Genomic DNA, 17,860 nt, shown 5'->3' with positions numbered 1-17,860 from the left:
GGCTTGCCTGCGATGGCGTTGGATCCGTTGACGAATTTTTATCGATCAGATCGCTATCGCAGGCAAGCCAGCTCCCACATTGACCGCACTCAGGGCATCAGGCCCCGTGGCACTTCTTGAATTTCTTCTCGCTGCCGCATGGGCAAGGGTCGTTGCGGCCGACGTCCTTCAGGGCGTTGCGTACCGGCTCCTGGTGAGCGTGGCCGCAGTTCGGGCCGTGGACATGGCCGTGGTCGTGATCATGATGATCGTGGTGATCGTGATCGTGATCGTGGTTGCAGTCAGGACCATGGACATGGGGTTGCTGAGTCATCGATGTCGCTCCGGAATAAAATCGCCGGGGATTATCTCGCCATTGTGGGCCACCTGCACGTCATTACCGATGAATAATCCGGTTTTAAGCTCGCCTTCCAGGCGATACGGCACGGGCTTGTCGGGGTTTTTCAGCATTTGCACCACATCGCGTATCTGCGGCCAGAGGTTGGTGCGCACGGTCACCCGGAAAAAAGCATGGCTGCGCGGCGGTACGGTCAGCCATTCGTTGGACTCGCCTTCGGTCAGCACGAAATCACTCAGGCTGACTTTATAGATCAGGCCGCGCACGGTCAGGTCGGCGTCGTCGCGGTTGTCCACGCGAAACCACAGCTTGAATTTCTGCTCCAGCAACTTGGCCCGCACCACTTCGACTTTCACCAGGGAGACATGGGGTGCGGGCGTATCGCCTTCGAACCACGACGCGCAACCGGTCAGGCTCAAGGTCAACGCCAGCATCAAGCTGTACATCCGGAGCATGGCGTTATCCCTGTGAGGTGATTAGAGGTAGCTGGAGCAGCATTTCTTGATCTTGTACAACAAAACACTAGCGGTACGAAATCGTTGATCATCATTCGACCTGCCCAGCATAGCCCGCCCCCCGGTTCGAAGTCCGGTGAAACAGGCGTACAAGACAAATTTCCACAGCGAAGAACTACCGCTCGTCATAAAACAAAAATATATCTTGCATTCTGATAAAATATATGTTGACAAATCGTACTTCCCATGCGATACTGAGACACAGAGATAGAAGAAAACGATTCTTTCCTCCCTCCGCAACATCCGCGAATACGAACTTCTCCTAAGAAAGTTTCAACCCGGCCACGGTGGGAACCGTCCATGGCGCTCAGCAGTTGCGTTGGCCGAAACTGTAGTTCGGGCTCGGAAGGCCCATCTTGCCCCAGTCCTGGGTTGAACGAAATGGACAACTAATTCAGCAACAACTGAAAACAAGTATCGGCTACACAATCAAGGCAGGGCGCCTCCAAGCTAACCCTGCCTTTTTTGCGCCTGTCATTCAGCATCACCCCGTTATCACCACAACTTTGAAAGAGGAAAGCCAAACAATGGCCCACGTTACACGCACGTGTAAAAACCCGGCATGCCGGAAGCAATATGAGAGTCGAACAGCCCGTTCACTCTACTGCTGCAAACAGTGCAACACCGAGTATCACCGTCGCAATAGAAGTAAGACAGTCACTATCGGGCGGTTATCTGTGACCTTTGAAGACTGCAACCCAGAGCTAACCCTTGAAGCACTCACTGAAATAGTCCAGCGGGAGCTAACGCCCGAAATGCTAATTATCATTCACGACAACAACGAACAACCAATCCAGCTAGGAGAATCTACACATGCTTAAATCCCTTGATCCAAAAGAACTACAAGCCCGAAAATCAGCAGCCGAGGAGGCGTTCCGTGGCCGTAAGGCTGGAGTTAATCACTTTGCAGGCGTTGACCCAGTAACAGGGCGCCCTGTCGGTGGATACCAAGACGGCGGTATTGAAGCCGTTCTTGTGAAGTACGCCGAAGAGCTGATTCCGACATACATCGAGTACACAGCCAGAGGTTACACACTTACAAGCATTGGCACTATCGCCCTTGATGCAAACACTTTTGAAGTCTACTTCAATCGGCCAGAAGCCCAAGTCAAACCAATGCTTGCAGCAATCCTGCAAAAGGTCGAGGACGATTACAAGGCGGAGATTGAAGTTCATAACGAGAAGTTCATCCAGCAGCAGATTGACGCCCAGCTGCGTGTTGACCTTGCCCGTGAAGAGCGGGAGCGAGCACTAGCCGAGACAGAACGTCGAACCAAAGTTGAACGCGACATTCGCGCTGCCTTCCAGCCAGTAGACGAAGTGACTCCGCCTGCCCCGAAAGGGCGTAAATAATGAATGGGCTAACCAAGTTACTACTGGCCAAGTATCGCCCAGAGCTTCTGCAAGAGCCTACAGCAGTAACTAAGAGCGAGGCGCCACCATCGCAAGACTCAACAGTTAAAAGCGTTGCAGAGGGCCTACAGGAAGTTTCAGGCATGGTGGTTGTCATGAGTTCAAACGATTATAACGAAAGCACGATATTCAAAGCACTTCGCGAGTTCAACACTCAACATCCAGAGCTGATGTCCCGAAGTTATACATTGCCCGTTAGCCAGCACGGTATTCCGGTTGGTTCGTGGGTGTTCGTTACACAAGAGGAAGACTAATGGATAAACTTGAAACACCCGCTCCACTGGCGGCACGTATCGCCAACCTCGCAGAACCCGCTCCACGTAGAATTATCTTCAAAGTCAGCTCCTCGAATGAGCTACACATTCGTCGAATCATTGCGAACTTCAAGCAGTCTGTCCGCCGCATCTACGGCGAACAGAGTTACTGCCTTCTCTGGTTTCGCTGCAAAGACGGAAGTATCACCGTTGCAATTGCTGGCACTCGTCCTGTAATTGCACATGTTGAATTGTTCCTGGTCCATGGTCGTATGTCTGGATTGTTTGAATCTGGGGTGATTGTCTACGAAGGAATGGGCGTTGGTTCTTTTGAAGCGCACGTAGAACGACAGCTACGTCAGTATGTGACTACGAAAGTTGCACATAGCTTCGGAGGGACTAACCCGTGATTAGTCACAACGAAGAGATTGCCCGCCTAACGGGTAGTTTGATTTTCGATGTCAAGACAGGTCCGCTCCTTGCGTTCGAGCAGATGCTTAAACGTGTTCAAGCCAGCATGGCGGGAATGATGAAAACAGCGGATGACTTGAACAAGCGGCTTGATCGTAAACTTGGAATCTCAACCAAGCGTGACGCATCAACAGCAGCTAACGCAGCAGTTCAAAAGAGTCTGGACAAGCAAATTTCCACTGAAGGAAAGTTAGCTCGACTACGGCAGTCGCAGTTCAGAGCGGCACTTGCTGAGCAAAAGCTAACTTCTGCTGGCAAACGTGAGGAATCATTTCTCCAAAGTGCGACGCTCAAGCAACAAGTAACCGCCGCTGTGCTATCAGCTAAACAACACAAGGCTCAACAGGAGAGTTTGAAAGTTGATCTTGGAAGGGCGAAGGTACAGGCATCGGTTGAACAGTCAAAGATTCGAGAGGCGCGACTAGCTGACATCCTGCAACGTCGCCAAGAGCGGACAGTTCAACTACAGCAGCAGGCAGCACTGCATCAGAGCAAGTTGCAACGTGCCGAGACTAGTTTGCTTGCCGCTAGAGAGCGTGGTATTCGACTTGCTGAGCGTCACCAAGCATCCAAACTTGCGGCAACTCTCCGAGACAGTAGGGCCGCTGTACGGGCCGAACAAGGCGCCGGTAGATACTCCATGCAGCAAGAACGTTTCAACGCGTGGCGGGCCCGTCAGGATCGTCCAGAGAGCGGCGGGCTAGGCGGGCTCACCGTTGGCCTTGGCGCTGCCGGAGCGGCCTTGTACGCCCTTACAGAAGCTGCTGGCTACTTGGGTGAGCGTATTAAGCAGCGACAAGAAGTTGCTAGTGACGCCCAACAGTTTCATAACGCTTTGGATTCGTCGTCGGAAGATCCAGTTATTCGGGCTAAGTTCAAGAAGGCATTCGTTGAAACGTATCAGGAGTTTGGTCAAACGATAAACTTGGAGACTGCCAGAACATACTCGAATGGCGTTCAGGGTCTGATGCAGAAAGGATACACTTCAAGCGAAGCTATTAAGGTTATGCGTGATCGGGCTGCACTTTACCGTGCAGGGAACTTGAACACCGTCCAACAAGAGTCCCTTAACCTACAATATGGGCAAGTTCTAGCCAAGGGCAAAGCTCAGGGCGACGATTTCAAACCGATCCATGTTGCGCTTGGTGCTCGCCTTGCCGGGTTGGTTGATATCGGTGCTGCTCGTTATCTCGGCTACAAAGGGAAAGATGAAGGCGCATCGGGCTTCATGTTGGCTAAACAGAAGTCGGGAGAGATTACACCTCGCGCTCTTGATGCTGGTAACGCCTATGCAGTAGATCACAGCGCGGAAATCTTGAAGCGCCACAAAGGTAGTTTGGATGCTGAGCAGGCTCGCGTATCGAACGATGAATACTTGCGTGGTGCAGGTGTTAACGAAAACCCCGCGTTAATTTCAGCGCTGGGCGAACGCCTTGAAGCTGAGCGCCAATTGATCGCTTCTACTACAGGCTTGCAAGCTGCATTCCGTGACTTTGATACCGCGCTGGTTCAACTTCAAACTGGCATGCTTAGAATGATGGCCGGGAAGAACGCCGATGACAGCGTTAAGACTTCACAGCAACGCGCTGAGGAAGTCGGCGCAGGTTACACAATCGAAGGTGCTGGCATCGATCCATTTGCCATCAACGGCAAGGGTGGAAGCTCTCGTACAGTTCAACAGCAACTTGACGCCGACGTAAATGATCCGGTTTCAAAGTTGTGGCGCCTGTTGGGTGTCGGTAGGGATTTGCGGAAAGTGGCCGACGACAATCGCAATCGTTGGGATCAAGTTGGGTTCAGTGATCAGGCACCTTGGGATATTCGCCCACAGGCTCTTGATACAAGTGGTCTGAACACTCGTACATTGCCCGACTTTGGTAAACACTTGGAAGACTTGCTTTCACAAAGTGATCCAAATGCCGCTGTTGCCAGACTTGCAGGTGCAGCCGCTGCAACAGCGGCACGTGCTACTCCGGGAAGTAGAGGTGAAATGTCTTCGAATGAAAAGTCTGCTAATCGCGAAGCCGTAACGAACAACATCACAAACAACACCCCTGTGACGGTTGAAGTGAATATAACGGCTAAGACAGATGCAAGTGCTGCTGAAATTGGAGATGCAGTTTCATCAAGGGTTCGTGAGGAAGTGCAAAAGACTTTCCAGAGCTACCTTCCGAAGGAAGTTCAATGAAGTACGAAGACATCGCGGCACAACCTGATTACCACGCCGCTGCTATCCAATACGTGGTCGAAACATACGGGGAGCGAGTTGCTCTCCAGTTTCCAGATGTCGCAGACACAGTTTGGTCTTGCGTGATGATGGGCATGCCGGAGGGGCTTTGCTGGATAACAGTTCTGGGCGATCACAAGTTGCCGCCGCCAGAACGCGACTAACAAACGAGCACGCCTCTAGTAGAGTAATCGCATGATTACTTACCCCTGCAAGCCATGTGTTACTTGGCCTGTAGACATTTTTGGTGACTCAAAATCGTGTGCTTCGCACACAACATTACTCACTCAAGGAGGACATTCCCATGGCTACGCCATACGAATTCAGTTCACGAGGGGCGGCGATTACAGCCGCCATGACTCTGTGCGGGACAACCCGCAAACGTTTCATTGTTCAGGAAGTTATCAACCATCAAGGCTTTCGCCGTTGGGTGGTGACACACCCTGACGGCAACCCAGCCATTCCATACGTGGAGTTTTCAACATGAAGACATGTAACTGCCGCAATTGCGGTCGAGTGTTCACCGTTTCCAAGCCAATGCCTTTTTGTTCCGGGGCATGCCGTATCACGTACCAACTCAACCAATCCCGCCAGACGACCCAAGTAGGAGTCAGCATTAGTGACAACAGCAGCACCGAGCAAGACCACTAAGGCAGTACGCCGTCCAAGATGTAAGCAATGCCGGAAGCAATTTCGCACCACAAGCACCGTTAAGGTGTTTTGCACCCCAGCATGCCAGCAGCATGCGACCAAGTTGAAACGCAAAGTGAGCTACACCGCCAGGGCGAGTAATTCAGCATTCATGTACCAGCTCGCAGCAGCGTGTGAACAGGCTGGAACCCTGCAAGTCCTCCAGGGCCACACCGTTGCATCCTTGACTGACTTGCACGCCTTGTACAAACGCCGTCTCTGTGTAAACGAGTACGGGTCCACAAGTGCTTATGCCTTGAGCCACATTCATCCGGTGAGGGGGCACGACAGCATCGGCACATTCCACGCTGCAAACCTAGTTCTTGCTCCATCTGTGTGGAACCGTCTCCACGGGACAAAGCACTTCGGCCATGGCCTAAGCATTCCTCGCTCACAGCTTCAGTCTCGCCACGATGTGCATAAGGGCTCCAGCAGAAAGGAGACGATCACTCGAATCATCCGCTACTTGGGCGAAGACGTGATTTCAGAGTTCGCCAAAGCAGTGAAGCTGCAACCCACTCAACGCCATAGGACTCTGGCCTGGCTGTACGATCACCTCGACCCGACCATTCCAGAGCATGCGGAACACCTCGACGGACTAGACGCCATGTCGAGTAAGGCTCTGTCCACCCTGAAGGCTAAGCTCCAGGGCAAGGAGGGCGGTGAGTTCAGGCTGATTGGGCGTGAGGCGAGCTTGTTCGACATCTTTGCCGAAGAGCTAACCCGCTTCGCTGCAATCCGCCCAGACCTGGCACCTTTGGCAGGCTTCATTCAGGAATGCAGCGTTCGTATCAATCACCGTGAAAGCGTGATCACCGAGTCTGAATTGCTCCCACTGCTGTTCGACCTGCTGCACGGCAAGGAGCTGGGCGAAGTCCTTCCAGATTTACTACCTGAACTGGCCTGCATGAAGATTTTGGGCAAGATCGCGTTGCCAGTGCCATCGCTCACGAAGCTGAATCAAACTGCCACGATCATTCCCGTTGCACAGGCTCCTGCAAGGGTGTTGGCGACGCTGATGGGCTTTGCTGAGTCTCTTGATGACCCAGTGCTAGACGTGGTTCCGGTGATGCCTCGGGTACGCCAAGAGGTGGTGGTTAATCCGCTTCCGTGGGAGCGGTAGGCAAGGGGCGAAAGCCCCGATATACCCACCTCAAGCCCATGCCAGCGAGGAATACTCCTACGCTTGCCAGGACAGACGTCAGGGCGACGATTATGAATGTCCATATGGCGACCTTCGGCACGTCTTGCACGAGCTTGACGTAGCTGGTTTTACTAGCTGCAATGGCTTCCTCTGCTTGTTTGACTGCCTGCTCGCTTCCCGCACCCCTGCTCACCTGCTTGAGCGTGTCTTCCAGTCGAGCGATGTCATTGTCATACAGGGCCTTTAGCGTTTCCGTTGGCCGCATGTAAGCATCTGACAGGTAGAACATCACGCTGAGTCCAGCTATCACGCTGACAACGGCCCACAGCCTTTGCCACCCGTTCAATCGTTCCATTCACCAGCGCTCCTTGGTAGTGGGCATGATTATCCATGCTGGCACCGTAACCTCATACCCTCTCGGGAATCCCGGCCTAGCAGTTTCTAGCTTTGCCTCTGGTCCTGGAACTGTCCCTATCTGTTACCTGCCGAGCATGGCATTCTGCCTCACATTGCCATCACAAGGATCAGGGGTAGAACAATGGGCGAACAATCTGGCGGCGATAACAAGGTAAAGGAAACAATCGACGCTGTGACCGGATTGGTCAAGGCGGTGCCGGTTTACGATGATTTGGTACAGCCAGCAGCAAAAGAGCTAGGGAAGTCTTTGGAAACACTAGCCAAAGCAATTAACGTCGCGCTTTACCCAGTAAGCGGTTTGGTCTGGGGGTTTGAGCAGATCAAGGATTTTCTTGATACCAAGCTGGCTAGCAAACTAAAAGATGTCCCGCCCGAAGACATCATTTCACCCAAGCCAAACGTTGCTGGCCCTGCAATTGAAGCCTTGCGCTATACAGGCCATGAGGAATCGTTGAGCGACATGTACGCCAACCTTCTTGCCGCTTCCATGGATAAGAAGACAGCTGACGGGGCTCACCCTGCATTCGTGAAAATCATCGAGCAACTGACCCCTGATGAAGCGAAGCTAATCGCCTACTTCATACAGCCACTGCCTTTCCCGCTTGTTACGGTTAGGCTTGAGTCTGTCGACTTTCAACAAGGAGGGGTCAATTTAGCAATCAATGTCTCGCTGTTTGGGGAAAAGCTAGGCTTGGAAGCGCCACACCTCGTGCCGACATATCTCGATAACCTCTGTCGTCTCGGCCTCACGTTAATTCAAAGTGACTACTCTTACACTGAGGCCAATCTTTATGCCGAGCTTGAAAGCTCTGAGAAGGTAAAGCAGCTCCTGCTTCCCGAAAACTTAGCAGCAGGAAGTAAGTATGGCCTCCGTCGTAAGGCCGTTCAGGTAACTAACCTTGGCATGCAGTTTGGAAACGTGTGCATAGGCGAGCATGGAGAACCTGCTTAAAACCCGTAGAAACCCCCTCGAAACCTACACGTGAAGGGTTCCCCCAGAACGGAGTTCTAAAGCGATAGATCGGTGGCCCAGTGTTTCCGTGGTTTGTGGGGGTCGATGGCTAAGCTTTTTCCCGTGGCTACGCTCAAATCGAGGTTTTGACGCCAGAACGCCATTTCTGTGCCGGAATCACCGCTTTCCTACAAGACGACAACACCCAGCCCCGGCCAGCTCGCCAATGGTCTAGGATTTCGGGCACCACAGCCGAGGATGCTTCATGGACGATGATTTGAACGAAGTGACAGCCGATGCCTTGGAGTTGCTTATGCTGAACCAGAACGCTTTGGGCGCTTGTATCGAAGAGATAGCCCTGTGGCTTCGTGAAGAGGGGGCGGAGGCAGCTCACAGCAACATTGCTGGCGCCCTTGAAACTCTCAATACAAGCAATGAAGGCATCGCCAGCATGATCAGGGTTCTACGCCGGTAGTATCATCAAACGACCGTTAAACGATACCGTCTGTCGGATGCCTTGTTGGTATCAAAAAAATAGCTATCGCGCTTTTATGATCCTGTTGTATGGTGATCCCACGTTTAGCGATACCAAGGAGTCATCACCATGTCCCGTACGTTCCTTTATGCCCGAGTCTCGACCTCGGGACAGTTCACCGAGAACCAGACCCAAGAGGTCAAGGCGGCAGGCTTCGATGTGCAGGCTAGTCGAGTGGTCGAGGAGACTATCTCGGGCAGCATTGCTGCGAGTGAGCGTCCAGGGTTCAAGAAGCTGCTGGACCGCATGGAAGGTGGAGACGTGCTGATCGTGACCAAGCTTGACCGCCTGGGGCGTAACGCGATGGATGTGCGTCAAACTGTCGAGCACTTGGCGGCTAACGGTATCCGTGTCCATTGTCTGGCGTTGGGCGGGGTGGACCTAACATCACCAGCGGGCAAGATGACCATGCAGGTGTTAGGGGCTGTAGCTGAGTTTGAGCGTGACTTGCTGATCGAACGGACCCAGCAAGGCTTGATGCGTGCAAAGGCTGAGGGCAAGAAGCTGGGCAGACCTGAGGCAACGGAGACAACGAGGAAGGTTTACTTCTTGAAGAATCACAACAAGACCCAAGCCGAAGTTGCCGCTGAACTTGGGATTGGGATTGCGACAGTGAAGAGGCACTGGAACAAGACCCACGCCTAGGCTTGCTTGAAGTGATAGTTATCACGGCTGGAGTACCACACGATGTACACCATCAGCACCTGCAACAACGTTCTTTAACAATTTGGATGCACCGACGCTCGTACAAGGGGCGAGCGTTGTTGTGCTTTGAGTTCTTCATCAATGGGTAGGTTTTGCTCGGTTACATCAGCGGGTGCTTGGACTTATTTTTTAATTGCGAACGGTTTTTATTTGTACTGTTGCAGGTTGTTAAGCCGTTCTGCTGGGTATCCGGTTCTCTACAATTATTTTCTGGCTTGGCCTATTCCAGCATTTTTTAAACAACGACTCGAATTTTCAGCGGGCAGAAAAAACCCTGCCGAAGCAGGGTTTCATCTATCAGTTCTACCTGAATCGGGCTGCTAGCCCCAATAGCGTTTCCGCTGGCCCTTTCTTCCACTCGACTGGCGGCGCCTCGCTGATTGACACGAATGCTTCGAAGGTGGAAATCCCCGCTAATGCAGCCGCAGCATCAATACTGTCGCGAGTAAACTTCACTGCGCCTTCTCTCGTTGACGTCGGTGTAAAAACAGCCGTCCAGAGAGTCGTGAGCTTGTGTTTGCTAAAGTTCTTTTTCTTCAGCTCCTCGTTGAATTTCGTGCGAGCTGAGGAGCTGACACCGTTATCCAAGTCGACCGTCACAACTGCATGAAGAGTCATGGTCAGTTACCTCGCGCTTTGTTGGACTGAGAGACAAGCGATGCAGCAAGAGTTTTGGTCTTGTCGCTGTATTTTTCGCTTTGAAGAACCCGGCCTGCCTCCTCTTCCATCCTGGTGCCGGTTTGTTTCGGGGTGTTGGCCTGTGCCAACGTAGAGCCTGCGAGCCTCTTGGCGATTTCAGAGGCTTGCGGATCGCGGAGGATTTCGGAGGCCAGCTTGGCCACATTTGGCGAGGATTGCTTTGTGTTCTTAGGCATAGCGATGATTCCTGTTTCAGTTGGGATTTGCCCGCCTGAAAAAGGCACCGTTGAGCAGGTTTCACAATCCATCGTTTGACGATGGGGTAGTGATTCGCTCTAATGCCGATTCTCAGGTCGGGTTACAACAAACCGCTGGCTTGAGTGGGCGAGTGATTACGTTCTGTCCGGAAAAACGAAGCGTGATCACTCGCTGTCTTCTTACCTGCCCATGTTAGGGCACGGCCAACGCTACCCCTACATGTAGGGTTTTTTTTGCGCGTGAACACAAGATAATGCGTTTTGGGGGGCTTAGCAACGCACTACCTGTGGATAACGCTGTGCGTAAAATGTGTATGAAACGTGGAACAGGCGCGTAAACCGCAGTACTGCTGCATTGCGCCGTTTGTCACCGAATATTCCGAGGTGAAAACATCCGGTTGGATTTTTGCGGGTATGCAGGGATAGGGCGCATGTTCAATTTGTTTTGATTGAAAACGACTGTTCCCACTTGAAGAGAGCAGCGCTCAGCTTGATCGCATTTCCTGATTCAACTGCTTCGCGAAGTTGCTCAAACTTTTCCCGGTCTCTTTGGGTTATCTCGCGGTGTATCACTTGTTTATCGAGGATCTGAGCGTCCATCGACCAGATGGCCAGCTCCTGTTCATGATGGCGAATGATAAAGGCGGCGGTGGTGGTGCTGCCTATGTTGATTCCATAGATCTCGTTCAGCCGACCTCGCTTTGAGACGCTGATACGCACGTCCAACCGCTTGACCAGATTGTTTGCCGCTGCACGCCCTTCATAGCTTGTCAGGTCGAGTCTCTCAAAGAAGTCCGCCTTGCTCACCACTTGATCGGTGGCGAGATTCTGGGCGAGTGCCTCACGTTCCACATTGAGTGTTTCTAGGTCGGTCTCGATTTGCTGCAATAGCTTGGCGGTGATCCTGCTGGGGAATTCTTCGTGTGAGGATTCCGCGCTGGACTGCTTGGCCCTTAGTTCCTCAACTCGTCCGTCGATCACTCGTAGTTGCTTGGTAAGACTCCCGGAGCTTGAGCGCACAAGCGACAGGCTGTCGATCTTGGCTAAAACCTCCTGGAACACAAGCTCGGCGCGTTCCGAACCGATTACGCCGGAATCGCACACTCCTTTTTGCTTGTTGGCACACTTGAAGTACTTCCGGTCCTTGAAGCCTTGTAGGTGCATGGCTCCGCCGCACTTCTGGCAAAAGAAGATCCCCGCCAGTACGTTGAAGTTTTTCGTCACCTTCGTGATTTTGTGCAGCCTACGGGAGGCTCTGGCAGCAGCAGCCAGGTAGAACTGCTCTTCGCTGACGGCGGGCGGAAAGAAGTCTTTGATCGGTTCACCATCCGGCGTCCTGACCCCATCAATGAAAATATGGGGTTGGTACACACCTAGCGTCGTGCGACTTTCGAGGATGTGCCGGATGGTGCTGAATCCCCACAGACCGCTGGAGTTCTTCCGGCCTGCTGAGAATGTGGGTAGGCCGTCTTGGTTGAGCGTGGCAGCGATTACCCGAGAGCCATAGCCCTTGGCAGATAGATCGAAGATCCGTCGCACCACTTGGGCGTGATCAGGGTTCAACACATACCCGTCTGGCGTCAGGTCGAGCCAAAGTGGGTGTAGTTTGCCGAGAGGCTTACCTGTCTCGCGTGCTTCCTTGTGTTTGTTTTGCCATGCGGATGAAACGCGACTGCCTTTTGTGGCGCTCTCTTCGTGGGCACGGCTCATGGTAATGATCGAGACGATCAGGTCTATTTCGTTGTAATCGCTGGTGTAGAGGCGCCTGTCCGTGCTGGTGTAGACATTTATCCCTTTTGCCAACAGGTCGAGGAAACGGGGTAGGGCGTCACGTACTCGCTCACGGGAAAGGCGGTCGAGTGATTCGACAACCAAGATGCTTCCTGTGGGAATGGTCCCGTCCTCTACGAACGCTAGGAATCGAGCCAGCTCGCCGGTGTCGTCGAGGTGCCTACCTTTATATGCAGACCTCCCTGCGTCGAAGAACAGATAGTCCTTCGGGTCTGCCAGTTCGTACCCATGTTCATCGGCAAACGCCTTGGCTGATTTGATTTGACGGGCCTTACTGTCCCCTGCGGATTGCTTGGCGCTGCTGAACCTGACGTAACTGAATACCTTGGGCATGGAGCCTCCTACTAAGCCTAACTGGCCTGTAGGTAATTGTGGCAGCACTTCTTGAATTTTTGGCCGCTGCCGCACAAACATACATCATTGCGCCCAGCCTTCACCTCCACTGTCGGGTCGATGAAGTACCAGTGCCCATCGTTCTGTACGAAAGAGGACTGCTCGCGGTGGCTGTGTTCGCCGGTGCTGTCGTGCCAGCGCGCGGTGAAGGTCACGAACGCATGTTCCGGCTGGCCGCCGAACACCTCGGAGCTTTCCACCTCAAGCCCGAGCCAGGTGCTCTGGGCGCTCCAGTTGCCAATGGCAACGCGGTCCAGGCCAGCCTGTTGCGCGGGCAGGGTGGTGGCGACCAGGTAGTCCACCAGGCCCAGCACATAGGCGCTGTAGCGCGAGCGCATCAGCGCGGTGGCGCAGGGAGCCGGGTGGCCGGCGTGATAATGGCCGCAGCAGGCATCCAGCAGGTTGCCGCTGCCGCAGGGGCAAATGGATGTACTCATCGGGTTACCACCAATACTTTCCAAAGTTTTCCGGGTTGGCCCAGAAGCGGGCGTTGAGCCAGTCCGGCACTTGTTTATAGTCAAGCAGATCATAGGTAAACAGCGTCAGAACCTGCTCGCCGCGCTGGAAACGCTCACCGGCCTGCAGGGCCAGGGAGAAAAAGTCCGTGTCCTTCCAGCCACAGGCGGCCAGGTCTGCCAGCACGGCAATGCGGCTGGCATTGAGGTTGCGGATGCCGCCCAGCAGGGTTAGGCCTTGTGGTTTTGACAGGTGCTCCAGGCAGTCGACTGCCAGTGCCAGGTCAAAACGCTGCGCCGCCAGCGCTTGCGGCAACGGCCCGGGCGGGGCAATAGCGACCTCAGTGTCCGGGTGTTCGGCTTGAAACGCCTCCAGCGCCGGGAACTGGCTGGCGCCCAACAGCAACAGGCGTTTGGGCTGGTGCAAATCGAGCAAAGCCGCCAGGGCTTGCTGGGGCGTACGGGAAGAAATACCAGCGCTCATCAAAGATCCTCACATCAGAACCCTAGAGACTAGCGCGGCTGAGCGTGCGGGCCTAGAGCGGGCGGCGATGAAAAGTCCAGTGGGGGCGGCGATCCTCAATGAATCCGGGGGTGCGGCGTACTGGCGCAGATGAAAAGAGCCGTCTTTACTCCACCCATCGGCCCCCGCCGATCCCCTCAGGAGAAATCAGATGAGCATCATGCGGACAGCTCTACCCTTGGTTCTGCTAACTGGAGTATTGACAGGTTGCGCAGGCTTGCAAAAAACCGATTGGCCCACCTGCGCGGCGGTTGGCGGCGTGACCGGTGCGGCGATTGGCGCGACTGAAAGCTCGGCTTACGCAGGCTATGGCGCATTGCTGATCGGCGGCATGGCGGGCGCCTATTGCTGGGTGCACGGCGACGGTGACGAAGATGGCGATGGCGTGCCGGACAGCCGCGACAAGTGCCCGGGCACGCCAAAAGGCGTGCAGGTGGATGCCAACGGTTGCCCACCGGTCGTAGCGCCGGCAGCCGTGGTGGAAGAGGTGGTCGTGGTCAAGGAAGAAACCATCGTGATCCGCGATGTGCACTTCCAGTTCGACTCGGCCAAGTTGACGGCGGCGGACAAAACCAAGCTCGACACCATCGCCACTCGCCTGAAACAGGAAGCCCCAAGCGCGCAACTGCGGGTCAGTGGGCATACCGACAGCGTCGGCAAAGACGCCTACAACCAGAAACTTTCGGAAAAACGTGCCCACTCGGTCACTGACTACTTGATCAGTTCCGGTGTGCCTCGCAGCAACTTTGTGTCGGTGACCGGTGCGGGCGAAAGCCATCCGGCGGCAGACAATAAAACCGCTGAGGGGCGTGCGTTGAACCGCCGCGTGGAAATCCAGATCAACCGCTGAGGCTACTTGCCCCCGTGTGAACCACGGGGGCAATGCTGGCATCCTCGCCGAAACAGCAGGCAAACCTGACCTTTAGCAAGTTTTTTCATCCTTCACTGGCAAATCGCCCGTAGAAGTCGGTACTGTGCGCCCAAAGAATAATAGGCAGGGGCATGTGGCATGAAGGTGTTTTGGGGGCTGGGGAAGTTTCTGACGGTGTTGTTCTGGGTCGTGGTGGTGGTCAATCTGTTCCAGCCACTGGCCAATCCGTTTCACCTGTTGGTCAGTCTGGCCGGCAGCCTGTTGTTCCTCACCCATCTGTTGGAGTTGCTGTTGTTCAACAGCAGCGTGAAACACCGTGCCCATCCCTGGCGTGACCGCTTGCAGATCCTGCTGGTGGGTATGTTCCATGTGCGGGGCCTGTCGGCGCCTGCGGCGGTTAATCAAACGAACAAGGAGGCCAATCATGCGTAAGGTTTTTCTGTTGGCCCTGTTGGTCAGCCCCATTGCCCTGGCGCAGAACGTCAGCGTTGAAAGCAATTCCCTGATGCGCCTGCCCAGCAGCACCAGCGTGTTGCAGCTTGAGCGATTGGACGTGGCGGATTACGGCACGTTGTTGATTCCGGCGACCATCACTCAGGTCTCTGTGGACGAATTGCACCTGGGCCGCGAAGCGCGTATCGCCATCGCACCCGGCAATACCGGGCTGCAATTGCAAGTACGTCATGCGCAACTGGAGCACGGCAGCCAGATCACCTCACGTGGCGCCCCCGGTACCCATGAACGGCCGGCCAAAGCCGGGCGCGACCTGACGCTGCGCATCAATGACCTGACCGCCGAGGAACTCTCGGTGGACGCCCGCGGTGGCGCGGGCGCCCAAGGTTACGCAGGCCTGGACGGCGCCAACGGCGTGGACCCGGGTTGCACCTGGGGTTCGGCGGGGCGTGGTGCAAATGGCGACAACGGCGGCGATGGCCTGCCGGGTGCTTCGGGCGCGCAAGTGCGCGTCGAGTTGCCGCAGAGCTTTGCGGCTGAACAGATCAAGGTCTGGGTCGATGGCGGGGCCGGCGGTTTGGCGGGTACGGCAGGCAAGCCGGGCAAGGGCGGTCAGTCCAAGGGCTGCGTGGTGTACCGCGCCGATGGCGGCGACAAGGGCCGCGCAGGGCTGGAAGGGCAACCGGGGCCGGCTGGGCCTGCGGGTGCTGTGACTATTCAGCGGCTCTAAGTCGCTCGGTCTGACGCCATCGCGGGCAAGCCCGACGCCCACAGGTGATCGCATTTCACTGTGGGAGCCGGGCTTGCCCGCGATGGCGGATTAAAGATCGCCTCAGAACATTGGCCGAGCCGATGCAATCGCCACCACCACCAACCCGATCATCAGATTAATCCCCACCAGCTTGCGGATCTGCCCCAGTACAGCCGCACCCGTCGGCCAGTCCTCAGCCGCCACCGCTGTGCGTAATTCCGGAAATTTCAACGCCTGGATGCGGATAAACAGCGCCGTCATCACCACGTACAACCCCATCATCACCTGCACATAACGCGGCGCGGTCTCAAAACCGCTGAAGCGCAGCTGCAACAGGCCAATGCCGCTGATCGGCAAAATCAACACGGCCACCCAAACCCACACGAAAAAACGTTGAAACACATTGGCCCACAGTTTCAGCCGGGCAGGGCCCTCAAGTGCCGCCACAGCGGCGGGACGCAGGATCATCCAGGCGAAAAACATGCCGCCGACCCAGATCAGGGCGGCCAATACATGCAGGGTGTAAACGAGGCTAAACACGGTCATTGCGGTACTCCGTTCTGCGCGGGATTCATTAGCGGGGTATGATAGCCGCCGATCCGAACCACTGAAAATTTATCCAGCGTTTTTAGCGCCCGACTATCCATGATCAGCACTGAACTCAAAACCACGATCCAGGGCGCCTATTCGCGTTTTCTCGAAGCCAAGAGCTTGAAACCGCGCTATGGCCAACGCCTGATGATCGCCGAAGTGGCGAAGGTCCTTGGCGATATCGACACCGACGACGAAGGTCGACGCAGTGGCGACCCTGCGGTCGTGGCTGTCGAAGCCGGCACCGGTACGGGTAAAACCGTGGCCTACAGCCTGGCCGCGATTCCCACCGCCAAGGCCGCCGGCAAGCGCCTGGTGATTGCCACCGCCACCGTCGCCCTGCAAGAGCAAATCGTCTACAAAGACTTGCCCGACCTGATGCGCAACAGCGGCTTGAACTTCACGTTCGCCCTGGCCAAGGGCCGTGGCCGCTACATGTGCCTGTCCAAACTCGACGTATTGTTGCAGGAAGGCCACGCGCAAACCGCCACGGCCTCCCTGTTCGAAGAAGAAGGCTTCAAGATCGAGGTGGATGAGGTCAGTCAGAAGCTGTTTACCAGCATGATTGAAAAACTCGCCGGCAATAAATGGGACGGTGACCGCGACAGCTGGCCCACCGCCCTGGAAGATGCCGACTGGGCGCGCCTGACCACCGATCACAGCCAGTGCACCAACCGCCATTGCCCCAACTTCGGCCAGTGCGCCTTCTACAAGGCCCGCGAAGGCATGGGCAAGGTTGATGTGATCGTCACCAACCACGACATGGTCCTGGCTGACCTGGCCCTGGGCGGCGGCGCCGTACTGCCCGACCCGCGCGACACGCTTTACGTGTTCGACGAAGGCCATCACCTGCCCGACAAGGCCATCGGCCACTTCGCCCATTACACCCGTTTGCGTTCCACCGCCGACTGGCTGGAAACCACTGCCAAGAACCTCGCCAAGTTGCTGGCCCAGCACCCGCTGCCCGGCGACCTCGGCAAGCTGATCGAGCAGGTGCCGGAGCTGGCGCGGGAGATCAAGACCCAGCAGCAGTTCATGTTCAGCGCCTGCGAACAGGTCGCCGACTTCAAGCCCGGCGAAGACGTGGAGGGCCGTGAGCGGCCGCGCCACCGGTTTGTCGGCGGGCTGATCCCCGAACACATGCGTGAAATGGGCATTGAGCTGAAGAAGGGCTTTTCGCGCCTGACCGACCTGTTCACGCGCCTGACCGACTTGCTCAAGGAGGGCATGGACGGCGAGGTCAACATCGGCATCGCCAGCAACCAGGCCGAAGAATGGTACCCGCTGTTCGGCAGCCTGTTGTCGCGCTCCCAGGGCAACTGGGAGTTGTGGACCGCGTTCACCGTCGAAGACCCGGAAGACAACCCGCCGATGGCGCGTTGGCTGACCTTGTCGGAGAGCGGCGCGCTGTTTGATATCGAGGTCAATGCCAGCCCGATCCTCGCGGCCGAAATGCTGCGGCGCAACCTGTGGAAC

General features: G+C 55.4%; 23 protein-coding genes. 14 read left to right on the top strand and 9 right to left on the bottom strand.

What is annotated here, in order from left to right:
• Positions 1–97 precede the first annotated feature (97 nt).
• Both WBB95_RS08265 and WBB95_RS08260 read right to left on the bottom strand, forming a co-directional pair.
• Entirely contained in the window at positions 98–313 is a 216-nt protein-coding gene (locus tag WBB95_RS08265) for an SEC-C metal-binding domain-containing protein (RefSeq protein WP_119738801.1), read from the bottom strand.
• Positions 310–792, bottom strand: a complete 483-nt coding sequence (locus tag WBB95_RS08260; RefSeq protein ID WP_424487132.1) for an LEA type 2 family protein — start codon at positions 790–792, stop codon at positions 310–312. The genes WBB95_RS08265 and WBB95_RS08260 overlap by 4 nt, the downstream gene beginning before the upstream one ends.
• An 873-nt stretch (positions 793–1,665) precedes the next feature.
• Here WBB95_RS08260 and WBB95_RS08255 point away from each other — a divergent pair.
• From WBB95_RS08255 to WBB95_RS08225, 7 genes are all read left to right on the top strand, one after another.
• Positions 1,666–2,205, top strand: coding sequence for a hypothetical protein (locus WBB95_RS08255; RefSeq protein ID WP_424487131.1), 540 nt, complete (start codon positions 1,666–1,668; stop codon positions 2,203–2,205).
• Entirely contained in the window at positions 2,205–2,519 is a 315-nt protein-coding gene (locus WBB95_RS08250; protein WP_424487130.1) for a hypothetical protein, read from the top strand. Before WBB95_RS08255 ends, WBB95_RS08250 begins: the two co-directional genes overlap by 1 nt.
• Complete coding sequence (locus WBB95_RS08245) at positions 2,519–2,929, top strand: hypothetical protein (protein ID WP_424487129.1); 411 nt, start codon at positions 2,519–2,521, stop codon at positions 2,927–2,929. The genes WBB95_RS08250 and WBB95_RS08245 overlap by 1 nt, the downstream gene beginning before the upstream one ends.
• Complete coding sequence (locus tag WBB95_RS08240; RefSeq protein WP_424487128.1) at positions 2,926–5,178, top strand: hypothetical protein; 2,253 nt, start codon at positions 2,926–2,928, stop codon at positions 5,176–5,178. The genes WBB95_RS08245 and WBB95_RS08240 overlap by 4 nt, the downstream gene beginning before the upstream one ends.
• Positions 5,175–5,381 (top strand): hypothetical protein, encoded by a 207-nt coding sequence (locus tag WBB95_RS08235; protein WP_424487127.1) that lies wholly within the window; start codon positions 5,175–5,177, stop codon positions 5,379–5,381. The genes WBB95_RS08240 and WBB95_RS08235 overlap by 4 nt, the downstream gene beginning before the upstream one ends.
• Before the next feature lie 140 nt (positions 5,382–5,521).
• A complete protein-coding gene (locus WBB95_RS08230) occupies positions 5,522–5,704 on the top strand; it encodes a hypothetical protein (protein ID WP_424487126.1) in 183 nt (60 codons plus the stop codon).
• A 279-nt stretch (positions 5,705–5,983) separates the two neighbouring features.
• Complete coding sequence (locus tag WBB95_RS08225) at positions 5,984–7,030, top strand: hypothetical protein (RefSeq protein ID WP_424487125.1); 1,047 nt, start codon at positions 5,984–5,986, stop codon at positions 7,028–7,030.
• On the opposite strand, the gene WBB95_RS08220 is transcribed toward WBB95_RS08225, so the two are convergent.
• Entirely contained in the window at positions 7,005–7,406 is a 402-nt protein-coding gene (locus WBB95_RS08220; protein ID WP_424487124.1) for a hypothetical protein, read from the bottom strand. The two genes, WBB95_RS08225 and WBB95_RS08220, sit on opposite strands and share 26 nt — an antisense overlap.
• A 183-nt stretch (positions 7,407–7,589) precedes the next feature.
• On the opposite strand from WBB95_RS08220, the gene WBB95_RS08215 reads away from it, so the two are divergent.
• The 3 genes from WBB95_RS08215 (at position 7,590) to WBB95_RS08205 (ending at position 9,600) form a co-directional block, all read left to right on the top strand.
• On the top strand, positions 7,590–8,420 hold the full coding sequence (locus tag WBB95_RS08215; protein WP_424487123.1) for a DUF4393 domain-containing protein: 831 nt from the start codon (positions 7,590–7,592) through the stop codon (positions 8,418–8,420).
• Between the two features lie 265 nt (positions 8,421–8,685).
• Positions 8,686–8,895: a hypothetical protein gene (locus WBB95_RS08210; protein WP_424487122.1), complete on the top strand. Its 210-nt coding sequence runs from the start codon at positions 8,686–8,688 to the stop codon at positions 8,893–8,895.
• Positions 8,896–9,024: 129 nt separating this feature from the next.
• Positions 9,025–9,600 (top strand): recombinase family protein, encoded by a 576-nt coding sequence (locus tag WBB95_RS08205; RefSeq protein ID WP_424487121.1) that lies wholly within the window; start codon positions 9,025–9,027, stop codon positions 9,598–9,600.
• Positions 9,601–9,963: 363 nt separating this feature from the next.
• On the opposite strand, the gene WBB95_RS08200 is transcribed toward WBB95_RS08205, so the two are convergent.
• The 5 genes from WBB95_RS08200 to WBB95_RS08180 all read right to left on the bottom strand — a co-directional run bounded on the left by WBB95_RS08200 (position 9,964) and on the right by WBB95_RS08180 (position 13,679).
• The gene (locus WBB95_RS08200; protein WP_424487120.1) at positions 9,964–10,278 is read right to left on the bottom strand and encodes a hypothetical protein; all 315 of its coding nucleotides are present in this window, start codon (positions 10,276–10,278) and stop codon (positions 9,964–9,966) included.
• Positions 10,279–10,280: 2 nt separating this feature from the next.
• On the bottom strand, positions 10,281–10,535 hold the full coding sequence (locus WBB95_RS08195) for a hypothetical protein (RefSeq protein WP_424487119.1): 255 nt from the start codon (positions 10,533–10,535) through the stop codon (positions 10,281–10,283).
• Between the two features lie 456 nt (positions 10,536–10,991).
• Complete coding sequence (locus WBB95_RS08190) at positions 10,992–12,680, bottom strand: recombinase family protein (RefSeq protein ID WP_424487118.1); 1,689 nt, start codon at positions 12,678–12,680, stop codon at positions 10,992–10,994.
• Between the two features lie 17 nt (positions 12,681–12,697).
• Positions 12,698–13,177 (bottom strand): YchJ family protein, encoded by a 480-nt coding sequence (locus WBB95_RS08185; RefSeq protein ID WP_424487117.1) that lies wholly within the window; start codon positions 13,175–13,177, stop codon positions 12,698–12,700.
• A gap of 4 nt (positions 13,178–13,181) precedes the next feature.
• A complete protein-coding gene (locus WBB95_RS08180) occupies positions 13,182–13,679 on the bottom strand; it encodes a DUF6231 family protein (protein ID WP_424487116.1) in 498 nt (165 codons plus the stop codon).
• A 190-nt stretch (positions 13,680–13,869) separates the two neighbouring features.
• Between WBB95_RS08180 and WBB95_RS08175 the strand changes: the two genes are divergently transcribed.
• From WBB95_RS08175 to WBB95_RS08165, 3 genes are all read left to right on the top strand, one after another.
• Positions 13,870–14,568, top strand: a complete 699-nt coding sequence (locus WBB95_RS08175; RefSeq protein WP_424487115.1) for an OmpA family protein — start codon at positions 13,870–13,872, stop codon at positions 14,566–14,568.
• A gap of 159 nt (positions 14,569–14,727) precedes the next feature.
• On the top strand, positions 14,728–15,021 hold the full coding sequence (locus WBB95_RS08170; protein WP_424487114.1) for a DUF1145 domain-containing protein: 294 nt from the start codon (positions 14,728–14,730) through the stop codon (positions 15,019–15,021).
• The gene (locus WBB95_RS08165) at positions 15,014–15,772 is read left to right on the top strand and encodes a collagen-like protein (RefSeq protein WP_424487113.1); all 759 of its coding nucleotides are present in this window, start codon (positions 15,014–15,016) and stop codon (positions 15,770–15,772) included. Before WBB95_RS08170 ends, WBB95_RS08165 begins: the two co-directional genes overlap by 8 nt.
• 102 nt (positions 15,773–15,874) lie before the next feature.
• Here WBB95_RS08165 and WBB95_RS08160 read toward each other — a convergent pair whose 3' ends face one another.
• Complete coding sequence (locus tag WBB95_RS08160; RefSeq protein ID WP_424487112.1) at positions 15,875–16,339, bottom strand: CopD family protein; 465 nt, start codon at positions 16,337–16,339, stop codon at positions 15,875–15,877.
• Between the two features lie 99 nt (positions 16,340–16,438).
• Here WBB95_RS08160 and WBB95_RS08155 point away from each other — a divergent pair.
• The coding region (locus WBB95_RS08155) for a DEAD/DEAH box helicase (RefSeq protein ID WP_424487111.1) at positions 16,439–17,860 on the top strand (1,422 nt) is incomplete at its 3' end.

The sequence above is a fragment of the Pseudomonas sp. genome (assembly GCF_049645325.1).
In the GTDB taxonomy this organism is placed as follows: domain Bacteria; phylum Pseudomonadota; class Gammaproteobacteria; order Pseudomonadales; family Pseudomonadaceae; genus Aquipseudomonas.
The sequence above is the reverse complement of the archived record's forward strand: the minus strand, read 5'-3'. Positions and strand labels throughout refer to the sequence as shown.

Coding starts and splice junctions, on each gene's coding strand:
- WBB95_RS08265 (WP_119738801.1), bottom strand. CDS start 313: ATGACTCAGCAACCCCATGTCCATGGTCCTGACTGCAACCACGATCAC.
- WBB95_RS08260 (WP_424487132.1), bottom strand. CDS start 792: ATGCTCCGGATGTACAGCTTGATGCTGGCGTTGACCTTGAGCCTGACC.
- WBB95_RS08255 (WP_424487131.1), top strand. CDS start 1,666: ATGCTTAAATCCCTTGATCCAAAAGAACTACAAGCCCGAAAATCAGCA.
- WBB95_RS08250 (WP_424487130.1), top strand. CDS start 2,205: ATGAATGGGCTAACCAAGTTACTACTGGCCAAGTATCGCCCAGAGCTT.
- WBB95_RS08245 (WP_424487129.1), top strand. CDS start 2,519: ATGGATAAACTTGAAACACCCGCTCCACTGGCGGCACGTATCGCCAAC.
- WBB95_RS08235 (WP_424487127.1), top strand. CDS start 5,175: ATGAAGTACGAAGACATCGCGGCACAACCTGATTACCACGCCGCTGCT.
- WBB95_RS08230 (WP_424487126.1), top strand. CDS start 5,522: ATGGCTACGCCATACGAATTCAGTTCACGAGGGGCGGCGATTACAGCC.
- WBB95_RS08220 (WP_424487124.1), bottom strand. CDS start 7,406: ATGGAACGATTGAACGGGTGGCAAAGGCTGTGGGCCGTTGTCAGCGTG.
- WBB95_RS08215 (WP_424487123.1), top strand. CDS start 7,590: ATGGGCGAACAATCTGGCGGCGATAACAAGGTAAAGGAAACAATCGAC.
- WBB95_RS08210 (WP_424487122.1), top strand. CDS start 8,686: ATGGACGATGATTTGAACGAAGTGACAGCCGATGCCTTGGAGTTGCTT.
- WBB95_RS08205 (WP_424487121.1), top strand. CDS start 9,025: ATGTCCCGTACGTTCCTTTATGCCCGAGTCTCGACCTCGGGACAGTTC.
- WBB95_RS08200 (WP_424487120.1), bottom strand. CDS start 10,278: ATGACTCTTCATGCAGTTGTGACGGTCGACTTGGATAACGGTGTCAGC.
- WBB95_RS08195 (WP_424487119.1), bottom strand. CDS start 10,535: ATGCCTAAGAACACAAAGCAATCCTCGCCAAATGTGGCCAAGCTGGCC.
- WBB95_RS08190 (WP_424487118.1), bottom strand. CDS start 12,680: ATGCCCAAGGTATTCAGTTACGTCAGGTTCAGCAGCGCCAAGCAATCC.
- WBB95_RS08185 (WP_424487117.1), bottom strand. CDS start 13,177: ATGAGTACATCCATTTGCCCCTGCGGCAGCGGCAACCTGCTGGATGCC.
- WBB95_RS08180 (WP_424487116.1), bottom strand. CDS start 13,679: ATGAGCGCTGGTATTTCTTCCCGTACGCCCCAGCAAGCCCTGGCGGCT.
- WBB95_RS08175 (WP_424487115.1), top strand. CDS start 13,870: ATGAGCATCATGCGGACAGCTCTACCCTTGGTTCTGCTAACTGGAGTA.
- WBB95_RS08170 (WP_424487114.1), top strand. CDS start 14,728: ATGAAGGTGTTTTGGGGGCTGGGGAAGTTTCTGACGGTGTTGTTCTGG.
- WBB95_RS08165 (WP_424487113.1), top strand. CDS start 15,014: ATGCGTAAGGTTTTTCTGTTGGCCCTGTTGGTCAGCCCCATTGCCCTG.
- WBB95_RS08160 (WP_424487112.1), bottom strand. CDS start 16,339: ATGACCGTGTTTAGCCTCGTTTACACCCTGCATGTATTGGCCGCCCTG.